Annotated in this window: 15 protein-coding genes; 10 read left to right on the top strand and 5 right to left on the bottom strand. The window is 71.7% G+C overall.

Going from position 1 to position 13,609, the window contains the following annotated elements; genetic code table 11:
• Positions 1-3: 3 nt before the first annotated feature.
• Positions 4-1,326, bottom strand: a complete 1,323-nt coding sequence (locus KIH74_RS08675) for an alpha-amylase family protein (protein ID WP_214155291.1) — start codon at positions 1,324-1,326, stop codon at positions 4-6.
• Between the two features lie 52 nt (positions 1,327-1,378).
• On the opposite strand from KIH74_RS08675, the gene KIH74_RS08670 reads away from it, so the two are divergent.
• Positions 1,379-1,981 carry a TetR/AcrR family transcriptional regulator gene (locus tag KIH74_RS08670; RefSeq protein WP_214155290.1) on the top strand — a complete coding sequence of 201 codons (603 nt, stop codon included), beginning with the start codon at positions 1,379-1,381 and terminating at the stop codon, positions 1,979-1,981.
• Between the two features lie 215 nt (positions 1,982-2,196).
• On the opposite strand, the gene KIH74_RS08665 is transcribed toward KIH74_RS08670, so the two are convergent.
• The gene (locus KIH74_RS08665) at positions 2,197-3,852 is read right to left on the bottom strand and encodes a sensor domain-containing diguanylate cyclase (RefSeq protein WP_214155289.1); all 1,656 of its coding nucleotides are present in this window, start codon (positions 3,850-3,852) and stop codon (positions 2,197-2,199) included.
• A 132-nt stretch (positions 3,853-3,984) separates the two neighbouring features.
• On the opposite strand from KIH74_RS08665, the gene thrS reads away from it, so the two are divergent.
• On the top strand, positions 3,985-5,964 hold the full coding sequence (gene thrS, locus KIH74_RS08660; RefSeq protein ID WP_214155288.1) for a threonine--tRNA ligase: 1,980 nt from the start codon (positions 3,985-3,987) through the stop codon (positions 5,962-5,964).
• A 48-nt stretch (positions 5,965-6,012) separates the two neighbouring features.
• Here the strand turns inward: thrS and KIH74_RS08655 are convergent, their stop codons facing one another.
• Positions 6,013-6,660, bottom strand: coding sequence for a hypothetical protein (locus KIH74_RS08655; RefSeq protein ID WP_214155287.1), 648 nt, complete (start codon positions 6,658-6,660; stop codon positions 6,013-6,015).
• Between KIH74_RS08655 and KIH74_RS08650 the strand changes: the two genes are divergently transcribed.
• From KIH74_RS08650 to KIH74_RS08640, 3 genes are all read left to right on the top strand, one after another.
• Positions 6,659-7,072 (top strand): thiol-disulfide oxidoreductase DCC family protein, encoded by a 414-nt coding sequence (locus tag KIH74_RS08650; RefSeq protein WP_214155286.1) that lies wholly within the window; start codon positions 6,659-6,661, stop codon positions 7,070-7,072. The two genes, KIH74_RS08655 and KIH74_RS08650, sit on opposite strands and share 2 nt — an antisense overlap.
• A 172-nt stretch (positions 7,073-7,244) precedes the next feature.
• Entirely contained in the window at positions 7,245-7,916 is a 672-nt protein-coding gene (locus tag KIH74_RS08645; protein ID WP_214155285.1) for a hypothetical protein, read from the top strand.
• A 98-nt stretch (positions 7,917-8,014) separates the two neighbouring features.
• Positions 8,015-8,281 carry a hypothetical protein gene (locus tag KIH74_RS08640; RefSeq protein WP_214155284.1) on the top strand — a complete coding sequence of 89 codons (267 nt, stop codon included), beginning with the start codon at positions 8,015-8,017 and terminating at the stop codon, positions 8,279-8,281.
• On the opposite strand, the gene KIH74_RS08635 is transcribed toward KIH74_RS08640, so the two are convergent.
• Both KIH74_RS08635 and KIH74_RS08630 read right to left on the bottom strand, forming a co-directional pair.
• Positions 8,244-9,092, bottom strand: a complete 849-nt coding sequence (locus KIH74_RS08635; RefSeq protein WP_214155283.1) for an HTTM domain-containing protein — start codon at positions 9,090-9,092, stop codon at positions 8,244-8,246. The two genes, KIH74_RS08640 and KIH74_RS08635, sit on opposite strands and share 38 nt — an antisense overlap.
• Complete coding sequence (locus tag KIH74_RS08630; RefSeq protein WP_214155282.1) at positions 9,089-9,607, bottom strand: hypothetical protein; 519 nt, start codon at positions 9,605-9,607, stop codon at positions 9,089-9,091. The genes KIH74_RS08635 and KIH74_RS08630 overlap by 4 nt, the downstream gene beginning before the upstream one ends.
• 153 nt (positions 9,608-9,760) lie before the next feature.
• On the opposite strand from KIH74_RS08630, the gene KIH74_RS08625 reads away from it, so the two are divergent.
• The 5 genes from KIH74_RS08625 (at position 9,761) to KIH74_RS08605 (ending at position 13,590) form a co-directional block, all read left to right on the top strand.
• Positions 9,761-10,231, top strand: a complete 471-nt coding sequence (locus tag KIH74_RS08625; protein WP_281417772.1) for an HIT family protein — start codon at positions 9,761-9,763, stop codon at positions 10,229-10,231.
• A gap of 66 nt (positions 10,232-10,297) precedes the next feature.
• Positions 10,298-10,954 (top strand): phosphatidylinositol phosphate synthase, encoded by a 657-nt coding sequence (gene pgsA, locus KIH74_RS08620; RefSeq protein ID WP_214155280.1) that lies wholly within the window; start codon positions 10,298-10,300, stop codon positions 10,952-10,954.
• The gene (locus KIH74_RS08615; RefSeq protein ID WP_214155279.1) at positions 10,947-11,843 is read left to right on the top strand and encodes a phosphatidylinositol mannoside acyltransferase; all 897 of its coding nucleotides are present in this window, start codon (positions 10,947-10,949) and stop codon (positions 11,841-11,843) included. The genes pgsA and KIH74_RS08615 overlap by 8 nt, the downstream gene beginning before the upstream one ends.
• Entirely contained in the window at positions 11,840-13,018 is a 1,179-nt protein-coding gene (locus KIH74_RS08610; protein ID WP_214155278.1) for a glycosyltransferase family 4 protein, read from the top strand. The genes KIH74_RS08615 and KIH74_RS08610 overlap by 4 nt, the downstream gene beginning before the upstream one ends.
• Positions 13,018-13,590, top strand: coding sequence for a hypothetical protein (locus KIH74_RS08605; RefSeq protein ID WP_214155277.1), 573 nt, complete (start codon positions 13,018-13,020; stop codon positions 13,588-13,590). The genes KIH74_RS08610 and KIH74_RS08605 overlap by 1 nt, the downstream gene beginning before the upstream one ends.
• Positions 13,591-13,609: the final 19 nt, after the last annotated feature.

Below are 13,609 nucleotides of genomic sequence, written 5' to 3'. Positions count from 1 at the left end.
GAGCTACGCCTGGAACTCCACGATCGCCCAGCCGTGCCCCTCGACCTCGGTGCCCGACCCGTCCGGCGCACTGCCCAGCAGCCACTTGACGGGCCGGTCCAGGCCGAACCCGCACGGCTCGTCCGACACGTTGAGCAGCACCGCCAGGCCGGGCTCACCCTCCGGGGGCACGGCCTCGTAGGCGAACGTCTCGTTGGTCAGCTCGACCTTGCGGGTGACGCAGCGGGTCAGCCAGGGATGCCGCCGGCGCAGGCCGATCAGGTCCTGGTGCAGGCGGTACACCGGCAGGCCGAAATCGGCCAGCTGGTGAGGGGACTCGGGAAAGGCCGGGCGGATCTCCGCGTCGCCGTCCACCCGCTCGTACTTGACGCCCCGGAAGGCCTGCTCGTCACCGGCGTACACGCTCGGCACACCGGCGACGGTGAACAGCACGGCCAGTGCGTGACCCAGGTGACGCGGGTCGTCGAGACGGCTGGCGATCCGGGTCACGTCGTGATTGCCCACGAAGGTCTGCGGCACGAAACCGGAGGTGAGCTCGTTGTGCCGGGTCAGCGTCCAGTCCAGCTCCCAGAAGTTGGCGTCGTTCAGGCTGCTCCACACCGACTTCCACAGCTCGTACTGGGTCACCGAGTCCAGCCCGGCCTCCCGCACCACCTCCCGGTAGTCGCCGTGGATCACCTCACCCAGGAACCAGGCGTCCGGGTGCGTGGCCCGCACCTCGCCGACGACCTCGGCCCAGAACGCCGGCGGCACCTGGTAGGCGGCGTCGAGGCGCCAGCCGTCCGCGCCCCGGTCCAGCCAGTGCCGCATCACACCGGCCGTGTAGCGGCGCACCGCCGGGTTGTCGTGGTTCAGCGCGACCAGCCCGCCGTGCCCCTCGAAGTCGCGGTAACCGAACCCGTCCGGGGCGTCGGTCGCGGTCAGGTCCAGGTGGAACCAGTCCGCGTACTCCGAGGCGCCGCGGTGCTCGAGAACGTCGCGGAACTGCGGGAAGTCGCGGCCCACGTGATTGAACACGCCGTCCAGCAAGATCTTCACGCCGCGCTCGCGGCAGGCCGCGACCAGGTCGTCCCAGTCCGCCTCGTCGCCCAGCCTCGGGTCGATGCGGAGGTGGTCGATCGTGTCGTAGCCGTGCGTCCCGCTCTCGAACACCGGGCCCAGCAGCAGGCCGTTCGCACCCAGCTCGATCAGGTATCCCAGCCAGTCGCGCAGTTTCGGCAGCCGGTGCGCGGGCGGGCCGGGCGGAGCGGGCAACTGCCCCGGTGCGCCGGTGAAGCTGAGCGGGTGGAGCTGCCACCAGATGACGTGATCCGACCAGGCCGACACCAAGACTCCTTATTGAAGAAGCGTTCAATAGTGAGACGTTAGCGTACTCCCCGTGAAGCGCAGAATGGGCCCGGACGAGCGGCGGGCGGCGATTCTCGCGGTGGCCCGGGAGGAGTTCGGCCGGCGTCCCTACGCGGCCGTCTCGGTGGCCGACCTGGCCGCTGCGGCCGGGGTGTCCGCGCCGCTGGTCGTCTTCTACTTCGGCAGCAAGCAGAAGCTCTACCTGGAGGTGCTGCGCGGCGCCGTGGACCGGATCGCCGAGAAACTGGACGCGGTGCCGGGCGAACCGTCGCTGGAGCGGCTCGCGGCCACCGTCGAGCTCTACGCCGGCTATGCGCGCGAGCATCCGGCGGGCGTGCTGTCGGTGCTGCGCGGCTTCACCGACGAGTCCCAGCCCGAGGCGATGGCCATCGTCGGCGAACTGCGCACCGCCCTGACCGAACGGCTCCTGGCCGACCTCTCGGCCACCGGGGTCACGGTGCCGGGCGACCCCACGGTCGTCGAGCTGGCCGTGCGTTCCTACCTGGGCTACGTCGACTCCGCCGTCACCCAGTGGCTCTCGATGCCGCCGGAACGCCGTGACCGGATCGGCCCCCCGCACATCGCCCGGCTGGCCGTCGGCGCGTTCACCGGCAGCCTGGCCGCGCTGACCTGATCAGCCCGCCCGCGCAGCCTCGCCCGCGCAGCCTCGCCCGCGCAGCCTCGCCCGCACAGCCTCGCCCGCGCAGCCTCGCCCGCACAGTTTCTCCCCGGCCGGACGACGCCGGCCAGTCCGAGAAGCCGCTCCGAGAAGCCGCTCCGAGAAGCCGGTCCGGCCTGACAAGCCGGTCCGGCCCGAGAAACCGGCCGCCTCCGGAAGCCCAGCCGACCTCAGGACTGCTTGCTGCGCGCCGGATGTGCGCTCTCACCCGGCCCGCTCGGCTGGTGCCGCGGGGCCGGGGTGGGGGGCGGCACCGGGGCCTCGTCCTCGCCGCGCGGCGAGGGCACCGCGTGCAACCCCGACGGGGCCTCGGCCAGGGCCAGCCGGTTGCGGCGCTTCTCCGCGTACATCGCCGAGTCCGCGGCCTTGATCAGCTCGTCCGGGTCGGTCGCCGGGTTGCGGGTGAAGGTGGTGCCGATGCTCGCCCCGACCCGCACCCCGAGCCGGTCGCCGAAGTAGGCGGAGGTCTCGGCCAGGGCCTGCGACACCTGTCCGGCCAGGTCCTGCACCTCGGTGGCGCCGGGGGCAGCGGTGATCACCACGAACTTGTCACCGTCCGGCCGGGTCGCGAACGCCTCCACCGGCAGCGCGGTGACCAGCGACGTCGCCATCCGGCAGAGCAGGTCGTCACCGGCGGGCCGGCCCAGCCGCTCGTTGACGGCCCGGAAGTTGTCCAGGTCGATCATCAGCACGCCGAGCCCGGCCTCGCTCACCCGTAACGCCGAGATCTCCTCGCCCAGCCGCTCCCGCATCGCCAGCCGGTTGCCCAGCCCGGTCAGCGGGTCGGTCTGGGTCTGCCGGTTCAGCCACTTCTCGTGGGCCTGCTGGGCGGTCACGTCGCGCATCTGCACCAGGGCGTGTTCCGGCCCGCCCTCGTCGTCCCTGGTCAGGGTGATCACCAGCTGGATGTAGATGTGGCCGGTCCCCACCGCCATCTGGGTCAGGTGCTCGAAGGTGTCGTTGGCGACGGTGCCGGCCGGCTCGGACACCAGCCGGTCCAGCTTCTCCAGCAGCACCAGGCGGTCGGGCTTGCGCCCGGGCGGCGCGGGGCGCGGCCCTGCGTCGTCCCTCAACGGAGTCTCCGGTCGTGACGGCCCGCTGAGCAGTTCGGCGAGACTGGCCCCGACCAGGGTGGAACGGCCCGTGAGCGTGCACGCGGCCGGGTTGGCCTGCACGATCCGCCCGGACTCGGGCCCGGCCAGCGCCACCACGGCGATGCCGTCGGTGGCGTGCTGGAACGCGGTGACCAGCACCCGGGACTGCTGCGACAGCTGGTCGGCGGCCTGCCGGGCCCGCTCCACCGCGTCGCCCATCTGGAAGATGCCGATGGTGTGGTCCGCGAGCAGCCGGAGCATCTTCAGCTGGGTCTCGCTGAAGTCGTGCGGCTCCTGGCCGTACGCGCACAGCGTGCCCACCACGTGCCCGGACAGCGTCCGCAGCGGCACCGAGGCGTAGAACCCGACGCTGGCCAGCGTGCCGTCGACCACCGGGCTGGCCGCCAGCATCGGCACGGACGTGGCGTCCGGCACCACCAGCTCCTGACCGCTGCGCACCACCAGGTCGCAGGGGATGTCCTCGCGCGGGAACCGGCCCTGCGGGCCGTTGGTCGCGGCGATCGAGTGCAGCCACTCCTCGTCCACGATGTTGATCGTCGCGAACGGGGTGTGACACAGCTCGGCGGCCATCTCGATCACCCGGTCGATGCTCTCGGTCACCGGCTGCTCCAGCAGCCGCAGGGCGTGCACGGCCCCCAGCCGGGCCTGCTCCTCGCGGTCCGCGTCCGCGAACCTGACCTCGGTGTACTCAGCGGTCTCTGCTCCTGCCACGGACGCGTTATCGGCACACGCCTGTCCCACCCTGAGGGGGCAGGGCCGAAACCCGCGGGCGCGAGGGCCGGAGCGCTCGGTAGCATCGGCACGCACCCCGTCCGGGTGTTCACCGACTATCGAGGAGTCACCGTGTCAGCCCAGGTCACCGTGTCCGTATCCGGTTCGCCGCGGGAAGTCCCCGCGGCGACCACGGCCGCGGACCTGTTCGCCGACGACCGCGCCGTGCTCGTGGCCCGCGTCAACGGCGAGCTGCGCGACCTCACCCACGAGCTCTCCGCGGGTGACGAGGTCGAGCCCGTCACCGCCGCCGACCCGGAGGGCCTGGCGGTGCTGCGGCACTCCACCGCCCACGTGCTCGCGCAGGCCGTGCAGGCCACCTTCAAAGACGCGAAGCTCGGTATCGGCCCGCCGATCCGCGACGGCTTCTACTACGACTTCGACGTCGAGACCCCCTTCACCCCCGAGGATCTGAAGGCTCTCGACAAGACCATGCAGCGCCTGATCAAGGAGGGCCAGACCTTCCGGCGCCGCGTGGTCACCGACGAGGAGGCCCGCGCCGAGCTGGCCGACGAGCCGTACAAGCTGGAGCTGATCGGTCTCAAGGGTGGGGCCGGCGACGCCGAGGGCGCCGACGTCGAGGTGGGCGGCGGCGAGCTGACCATCTACGACAACCTCAACCGCAAGGGCGAGGTGGCCTGGAAAGACCTGTGCCGCGGCCCGCACGTGCCGACCACCCGGCTGATCGGCAACGGGTTCCAGCTGATGCGCAGCGCCGCCGCGTACTGGCGGGGCAGCGAGAAGAACCCGCAGCTCCAGCGCATCTACGGCACCGCGTGGGCCACCAAGGACGAGCTGAAGGCCTATCTGGAACGGCTGGCCGAGGCCGAGCGCCGCGACCACCGCAAGCTCGGTACCGAGCTCGACCTGTTCAGCTTCCCCGACGAGATCGGTTCCGGCCTGGTGGTTTTCCACCCCAAGGGCGGCGTGATCAAGCGGGTGATGGAAGACTACGTGCGGCAGCGCCACATCGAGGAGGGCTTCTCCTACGTCGGCACCCCGCACATCAGCAAGGGCCAGCTGTTCGAGACCTCCGGTCACCTGCCCTACTACGCGGACACCATGTTCCCGCCGATGCAGCTGGAGAACAGCGAGTACTACCTCAAGGCGATGAACTGCCCGATGCACAACCTGATCTTCAGGTCGCGCGGGCGTTCCTACCGTGAGCTGCCGCTGCGCCTGTTCGAGTTCGGCTCGGTCTACCGCTACGAGAAGTCCGGCGTGGTGCACGGTCTCACCCGGGTGCGTGGTCTGACCCAGGACGACTCGCACAGCTACGTCACCCCCGAGCAGGCCCCCGACGAGATCCGGCACCTGCTGAGGTTCGTCACCGGCCTGCTGAGCGACTTCGGTCTCAGCGACTACTATCTCGAGCTCTCCACCCGCTCCGACGACCCGGCCAAGAAAGACAAGTTCGTCGGCTCGGACGAGGACTGGGAGAAGGCCACCGAGGTGCTGCGGCAGGTGGCTGAGGAGTCCGGCGCCGAGCTGGTGCCCGACCCCGGTGGCGCCGCGTTCTACGGCCCGAAGATCTCGGTGCAGGCGAAGGACGCGATCGGCCGCACCTGGCAGATGTCGACCATCCAGTACGACTTCAACCAGCCCAAGGGGTTCGGCCTGGAGTTCGCCGCCGCCGACGGCACCCGGCAGCAGCCGGTGATGATCCACTCGGCCAAGTTCGGTTCGCTGGAGCGGTTCTTCGGGGTACTGGTCGAGCACTACGCCGGCGCTTTCCCTCCGTGGCTCGCCCCGGTCCAGGCCGTCGGCATCCCGGTCACCGACGACCACGTGCCCTACCTGAACGACGTCGCGCAGAAGCTGCGCGCGGCCGGCGTGCGGGTGGAGGTCGACGACTCGGACGACCGCATGCCCAAGAAGATCCGCACCCACACCAAGCAGAAGGTGCCCTTCATGCTGATCGTGGGTGACGACGACGTGGCCAAGGGCGCGGTGTCGTTCCGGTTCCGCGACGGCTCGCAAGACAACGGGGTGCCGATCGATCAGGCGATCGAGCGGATCACCGAGGCGATCCGCACCCGCGCGCAGGTCTGACGCGTCAATGAGGGACGACGCCGGGTGGGCCCCACCCGGCGTCGTCCCTCATCGTTCCAGCCGGTCCAGATTGCCGTCGCTGAGATCGAGAAGCGGCTCCCGCAGCAGGTTCTCGGAGATCGGCCCGGTGCGCACCGAACTGCCGGAGCCCAGATCGACCCACCCGTTCACGGGCAGGCCGAAGCCCTCGCCACCGCGTTCCAGGAACCGCAGCACCGGCTCGTAGGGGTCGGGCGGGAGGTCGTCGCGGGCGGCCAGCTCGCGGTGGGCCGGGTGGTGGGAGGCGATCAGCGCGGCCCACTGCACGGCCTGGAACGCGGCCTTCCGGCTTCCGCCGGTCCAGCGGTCGCCCCACTCCGCCCGCAGCCGCTCGACCGCCGCCGCGGGCGCCCGCACCTCCGGCGCCACCAGCACGGCCAGGTCGGCGAACAGCCAGGGCCGGAACGCCGGTGGCCCGGGCGGTGCCGGCTCCAGGAAGTCGTACCAGATCGCCGAGCGCCGCAGGTACTCCCGGAACAGCAGGACGTGGGCCCGGTGCCGGTCCCCGGTCCAGGGCGGTGACCAGTCCACCCGGCCGAGCCGGTCCACCACGGCCTGCGCGGCGGCCTCCGTCGCCGGGGCGGCGAACGCGGCCCCGACCTCCTCGGGCTCCCGCGCCGGGTCGACACCCGGGGCCGAGGAGTAAAATTCCACCATGCCGTCATCATCCCCGCACGCGCCCTCGCCGGTCCTGGTGTTCGACGGCGACTGCGGCATCTGCACCCGGCTCGCCGGGGTGGTCACCGGTTACCTGCGGCCCCCGGCCGCGGTCGAGCCCTGGCAGCGTCTCGACCTGAGCGCCTACGGGCTCACCGCCGAGGCGTGCACCGAGGCGTTGCAGTACGTCGACGCCGACGGCACCGTGTACGCCGCCGAGCTGGCCGTGGCCCGGCTGCTGCGGGCCTCCCGGCTCTGGGCCCGCCCGGCCGGCCGGCTGATCGAACTGCCCGGCCTGCGGCAGGTGTCGGGTCTGCTCTACCGCTGGGTGGCGCGCAACCGGCACCGACTGCCCGGCGGCACCGCGGCCTGCGTGATGCCCCAGGCCACACCGCCCCACAAGGCATCCTGAGTCCCACCGACCCCGTCGCGAACCTGCACCCACCAGGTCCCGGCACTGAACGGCAGTCGCACGCACTCATGGCAGTGACGCTGCATCGATCTTGACCCGCAACGGTTCCCGGCCGCCTGATGGTGGCAGGGATGTGTTTCGACGGGGCAGTTCGACGGGCAGGAGGCCGCCAGTGGTGCTCGGTGCGGGAACGGATGTCGATCTTCGCGGGAACCGTGAGGTCCGGATCGGCGACTTCACTTTCCGGCGCAGCGATTTCAGCTTCGCCATGGAGACCCGGATCGACCTGGAGCGGGTCGCCACCGCGCCACCCGCGCTGTGGGCGGTGACCGAGCTGATGGCAGCGCCCGACGACGTGCTGCGTCGCGACCGGGCGGTCGCGGCCATGCTCGCGGCCGGTGAACCCCGGCCGCACGAGAGCGTTTTCGAGCTGTCGTCGGTGCGCATCGAGAGCGCCGCCATGCCCGGCCTGACCCTGCTGTTCGGCCCCGGTGCCCCGGCCGCCTACCTGCTCACCCACGACGTGGAGCTGGCCGACCGGCTCGCCGCCCGGGCCGGGCGGCTGGCCCGGGCCTTGGCCGAGGTGCTCTGCCCGCAGCCCGACGGCGGCCGCGCCGACGTGGATCTGGCCCGCCGGGCCCGGCAGGCGGTCGAGCGGTTCGGGCCGGAGCTGGTGCATCCCGGTCTCAGCTACCGCGCCGACCACGAGGGTGGCGGCTACGCGATCGTGCGTGCGGACCGGTCCCCGGGGCTCCCGGTCACCGAGATGTACCGCAAACTCTCGGCCTGGGTGCGCCGTCCCGAGTCGCGGCGGCTGATGCCCGAACCGGGCTCGGTGGGCTGACCCGCCCGCTCGGCGCATCACCGCGTGTCATGTCTTGACTACGGTCGTCCCCTACCCCCAGATGAGGGGGAAGTGGTCCACGGAGCGAGGAGGCTTCAGTGCTGGGTGCGAATGTGGTCGTCGGTATCCTGGGTTCGCGGGGCGTGCACGACGGTTCCTACGACAAGCTGCACGACCTCGTCGAGGGAAAACTGGCGGGCACCACCTACCTGGCCGACTTCGACGCCGAGTCGCGCACCCCGCGCGGGCCCTCGGGCTGGGCCCGTGACCGGGTGCAGCACGCCGTGGCCACGGCGATGGCCAAGGACCAGCTGTTCGCCGCGAAGGTCAGGTCACTGCTGGAGTCGATGGGCGCGAAGGGCTGACGGGCGAGCGGGCCTGCCGGGGGAGGCGGTACTCCTCCAACGGCAGGAACGCCAGCATCATCACCAGGTGCGGCCAGAAACCGATCCCGACCACGGCGAGCGTGGCGGCGTGGAACAGGTACCAGCCGTAGACCATCCGGCGCCGCCAGTGCTCCGCCACCAGAAAGATCACCGGTGCGGTGATCTCCAGGGTGAACAGCACCCACTGGAAGGCGTGCAGGCTCCACGGGATGTGGAGCAGATGCTCGCTGAGCCAGTTGTGGCGGCGCACCACGGCCCGCACGAAGGTCGCCGAGTTCACCCAGTCCCAGCCGCCGAAGCGGACTTTCGCGAACGCCGAGAGAAAGTACGTGGCGATCGCGACGAGCTGGACCACCCGCAGCACGAAGCCGGCCAGCTCACTGCGGCGCCGGTCGCCCAGTGCGGCCGACCCGATCAGCGGCAGCACCAGCAGGGCGATCACGAAGTCGCCGCGGTCGTGGTCCACCTTGCCGTACGAGAAGGCCACGTACTGGTACCAGATCCAGCCCGCCGCCACGACCGCCCCGGACAGCCGGGGCAGGCGTCCGGTCAGCGCCAGCGCCGCGCCGAGAACTGTTCCCCAGCGCAGCACTTCGACCAGGGCCACGGACGCGGCCGGCAGGTTCAGCAGCCGGCCCATCTCCAGCGGCCGGTACCAGACCGGGTCGGCCCAGCCGTGGTGGTGCCCGGACGTGTGCATGAACAGCACGTCGACGATCACGAACGCGTAGACGGCACGCCGGAACAGCGCCACCCGGGCCAGCGGAACGGGCCGGAACAGCCAGCTCACGAGGCGTCCCCGGAGCCGGTGGGCCACTGCGCCACGATGCTGGTGCGGGTCTCGCCGGTCTGCCGGCCGTTCTCGATCAGCCGCTCCTCGCGCCGGATCCGGATCGCCGTCCAGGCCGGATCGTCGGGCCGCAGCCGGGAGTGGCTCTCGATCAGCGTGGCCAGCATCGAGGGGTCGGCCAGGATCGCCGGCATCCGGCCCTCGATCTCGGCCCGGTTCAGCCCGACCGTCGGCGGCTCCAGGTCGGCCGGGCGCCAGGCGCCCGGGGAGTCGTCGCCCGCCTGCCGGGCCTCGATGGTCAGCACGGCGATGGCGGTGGTGGGCGCCGTCGACGTGGCGTACATCCGCCACGGGCCGAACGGCCACCAGTCGTCGGAGCCGTAGAAGGTGCCGGCCAGGAACAGGCCGGCCACCAGCAGCAGCGCGGTGGTCAGCGTGGCCCTGGCCGGACGGCCCAGGCGCAGGACCTGGTCCCCGGCCGGTTCGTCCAGGGATGTCGTGTCTGTGCCGTCCACCGGCCCAGCGTAGCCACGGCTGTGCGGGACCTGTGACCACTTCCCGCTCCATGGCGCACCACTAGACTCCCGCGGGTGACGGATGGGTACGAGTCGGCGGACGCGCTCAGCGGTGGGCCGGACGGTTTCGAGCGGCTCTGGACGCCGCACCGCATGGTCTACATCAGCGGTGAGGAGAAACCGAAGACCTCGGCGCCGGGTGAGGACTGCCCGTTCTGCCGGGCGCCACGGGTGCCCGACGAGGAGAGCCTGATCGTCGCCCGGGGTGAGCACGCCTTCGTCGTCCTCAATCTGTTCCCCTACAACCCCGGTCACGTGCTGGTGTGTCCGTACCGGCACGTCGCCGACTACACCGACCTCACCCCGGAGGAGACGGTCGAGGTGGCCACGCTGACCCAGCGCGCGATGACGGTCACCCGCGCGGTCTCCGCGCCGCACGGTTTCAACCTGGGCATGAACCAGGGCGCGGTGGCCGGCGCGGGCATCGCCGCCCACCTGCACCAGCACGTGGTTCCCCGGTGGGGCGGCGACGCGAACTTCCTGCCCGTGGTCGGCCGCACCAAGGCCCTGCCCGAGCTGCTGTCCGACACCCGCAAGAAGCTCGCGGACGCCTGGCTCTCCTGAGCTGTTACCCAAGCTGTTACCTCAGCGGTCAGGAGTGCTCCCGCGCGTCGGTAGAGTGAGCTCACCATGCTCAACCGATTCGCGCGCGCCCTCTTCACGCGCATCTTCACACCGGTCGCCAGGCTGCTCCTGAGCTGGGGTGTCAGCCCCGACGTGGTCACCCTGGTCGGCACGGTCGGCGTATGCGTCGGCGCGCTCGCCTTCTTCCCTCGCGGCGAGCTCTTCTGGGGTGTGATGGTGGTCACGGCCTTCGTCTTCTCGGACCTGATCGACGGCACCATGGCCCGCATGTCGGGCCGATCGTCGGTCTGGGGCGCCTACCTCGACTCCACGCTCGACCGCATCGGCGACGGCGCCGTGTTCGGCGGCCTGGTGCTCTACTACGCCGGTCAGGGCGACGACCAGGTGATGGCCACGCTGGCGCTGGCCTGCCTGGTGCTCGGCTACCTGGTGTCGTACGCCCGGGCCCGGGCCGAGGGGCTGGGCATGCAGGCCAACGTCGGCATCGCCGAGCGGTCCGAGCGGCTCGTGGCCACCCTGGTCGCCACCGGCTTCGTCGGCCTCGGGGTGTCCCACTACCTGCTGATGGGCGTGCTCGCCGTGCTCGCCGTGGCCAGTGTCATCACCGTGTTCCAGCGCATCCTGATGGTGCGCCGACAGGCCCTGGCCCGCATCGCGGCCGACCGGGAAGCCCTGGCGACCGGCGCCTCCGGCGATGCGTGACCGGTTCATCACCACGGTCTACCTGCTCGCCTGGCGGGTCGTCCGGCTGCTGCCCGAGCGCCTGGCCTACGCCCTGTTCACGCTCGCCGCGGACTGGGTCTGGTGGCGCCGGGGGCCCGGCGTGCGGCGTCTGGAGCAGAACCTCGCCCGGGTGAATCCCGAGAACCCGCGCGCTCTTTCCCGCGAGGGCATGCGGTCCTACCTGCGCTACTGGTGCGACGCGTTCCTGCTGCCGGGGTGGGACGCCGACCGGCTGGCCCGCACCTGCCGGGTCGACGACCCGGAGCGGCTGGAACGGATCTTCGCCGCGGGCGGGGTGGTGGCGGCCCTGGCCCACCAGGGCAACTGGGACCACGCCGGTGCCTGGGCGGGCGTGCACCTGACCAAGGTCACCACGGTCGCCGAGCGGCTCAAGCCGGAGGCCGTCTACCAGGAGTTCCTCGACTACCGGCGCAGCATCGGCATCGAGATCTTCCCGCTCGGCGAGCCCGGCCTGATGGGAAAGCTGATCCGCAAGGTGCGGGCCGGGGCGTTCGTGCCGCTGCTGGCCGACCGCGACCTGAGCGGCAACGGCGTACCGGTCACGTTCCTCGGTGAGCCCTCCCGGATGGCCCCCGGCCCGGCCGCCATCGCGATCGCCGCCAAGGCCCCGCTGATGCCGGTGAACACCTACTACGAGCGGCTGCCCGGCGGCGGACACGGCCTGGTGCTCCAGATCCACGAGCCCGTGCCGGTCCCCACGCAGGGCAGCAACGCCGAGAAGATCGCCGTGATGATGCAGGGCTGCGCCGACGCGCTCTCCGCCGGCATCCGCGAGCACCCGGAGGACTGGCACATGCTCCAGGTGGTTTTCGACGCCGACCTCGACCCGGCCCGGACCCGCCGATGAAGATCGGCATGGTCTCGCCGTACTCGTTCCACGTGCCCGGCGGCGTGCAGTTCCACATCCGCGACGTCGCCGAGCACCTGCTCGGCCAGGGCCACCACGTCAGCGTTCTCGCGCCCTCCGACGAGGAGACGCCGCTGCCGTCGTACATCGAGTCGGCCGGGCGCGCGGTGCCGTTGCCCTACAACGGCTCGGTGGCCCGGATCAGCTTCGGCCCGGTCGCCTCGTCGCGGGTCAAGCGCTGGCTGGCCGAGAACGAGTTCGACGTGCTGCACGTGCACGAGCCGTCCAGTCCGTCGCTGTCGATGCTCGCGATGTGGGCGGCCACCGGCCCGATCGTCGCCACCTTCCACACCTCGAACCCGCGCTCGCGGGCGATGCAGATGGCCTACCCGATGCTGCGGCCCGGGTTCGAGAAGCTGTCGGCCCGGATCGCGGTGTCGGAAGACGCCCGGCGAACCGTCGTCGACCATCTGGGCGGTGACGCGGTGGTCATCCCGAACGGGGTGTTCGTGGACCGCTTCGCCGGGGCCGGTCCCCGTCCGGAGTGGCAGGGCACGCCGTCCCGCCCGACGCTGGCCTTCCTCGGCCGGCTCGACGAGCCGCGCAAGGGCCTCCAGATCCTCACGGCCGCGCTCCCCGCCGTGCTGAGAACCCATCCCGGGGCGCGCCTTCTCGTTCTCGGGCGGGGGGACGCCGTCGAGGCCCTGGGTGCGCTCGCGGACGATCCGGCGGCGCGGGACGCGATCGAGTTCCTCGGTGCCCTCGACGACGACGCCAAGGCGTCGCTGCTGCGCTCGGTGGACGCGTACATCGCCCCGCAGACCGGTGGCGAGAGCTTCGGCATCGTGCTGGTCGAGGCGATGAGCGCGGGCGCCCCGGTGATCGCCAGCGACCTGGGCGCGTTCCGCCGGGTGCTGGACGACGGTGCGCTCGGCCTGCTCACCCGCGCCAGCGACCCGGCGTCGCTGGCGGCCGGCGTGGTCGCGGCGCTCGACGACCCGGCCGCGGCGCGGGAACGGGCCGCGCGGGCGTCGGTGGCGGTGCGCCGCTACGACTGGTCGCGGGTGGCCGCGCAGATCCTCGACGTGTACGAGACGGTGACGATCGGGGCGGACAAGGTGGGCGAGGACCCACGGCTGGGGCTGCTGGCCCGCTGGCGTCCCAAGGCGGGCTGATGCACACGGCGGTCGGATGGCTGGACGGCGCGTGGGGGATCGTCGTCCTCAGTTTTCTGGTTCTGCTGGTGGTCGGCTGGTACCTGTCGTACCTGGCCGCCCGGCTGGACCGGCTGCACCACCGGGTGGAGACCTCGCGCGCGGCGCTGGAGACCCGGCTCGCCCGTCGGGCTGCGGTGGCGCTGGAGGTCAGCCGGCTGGTCGCCCCGCCGGCCGGTGAGCAGCTGCGGCTGGCCGCCACCCGGATGGTCCGCGCTCCCGACGCCCCGGTCAGTGAGGCCGGCGAGAACCTCCTCGCCCGTGCCCTGCACCAGACGTTCGACGACGCGGCGAAGGTGAAGAAGCTGCGTGCCGACCCGGCGTCCGGTGAGCTGCTCGACGAACTGGTGCTGGCGGGGGAGCGGGTGCAGCTGGCCCGCCGGTTCCACAACGACGCGGTGTCGCACGCCCAGCGGATGCGCCGCAAACGGGTGGTGCGCTGGGCGAAGCTGGCCGGCACGGCGCAGATGCCGCAGATGGTGGAGATCGACGACAGCCAGCCCGAAGCCCTCTCCTGGCAGCCCGGTTCGTAGGCTTAGCATGTGCGTGAAT

Source organism: Kineosporia corallincola (assembly GCF_018499875.1).
Lineage (GTDB): Bacteria > Actinomycetota > Actinomycetes > Actinomycetales > Kineosporiaceae > Kineosporia > Kineosporia corallincola.
The sequence above is the reverse complement of the archived record's forward strand: the minus strand, read 5'-3'. Positions and strand labels throughout refer to the sequence as shown.

Bases quoted from the DNA above. Each gene is read 5' to 3' on its own strand.
- KIH74_RS08650 (WP_214155286.1), top strand. From the start codon at position 6,659: ATGCCGTCATCATCCCCGCACGCGCCCTCGCCGGTCCTGGTGTTCGAC.
- KIH74_RS08655 (WP_214155287.1), bottom strand. From the start codon at position 6,660: ATGGTGGAATTTTACTCCTCGGCCCCGGGTGTCGACCCGGCGCGGGAG.
- KIH74_RS08625 (WP_281417772.1), top strand. From the start codon at position 9,761: ATGGTCTACATCAGCGGTGAGGAGAAACCGAAGACCTCGGCGCCGGGT.
- pgsA (WP_214155280.1), top strand. From the start codon at position 10,298: ATGCTCAACCGATTCGCGCGCGCCCTCTTCACGCGCATCTTCACACCG.
- KIH74_RS08615 (WP_214155279.1), top strand. From the start codon at position 10,947: ATGCGTGACCGGTTCATCACCACGGTCTACCTGCTCGCCTGGCGGGTC.
- KIH74_RS08610 (WP_214155278.1), top strand. From the start codon at position 11,840: ATGAAGATCGGCATGGTCTCGCCGTACTCGTTCCACGTGCCCGGCGGC.
- KIH74_RS08605 (WP_214155277.1), top strand. From the start codon at position 13,018: ATGCACACGGCGGTCGGATGGCTGGACGGCGCGTGGGGGATCGTCGTC.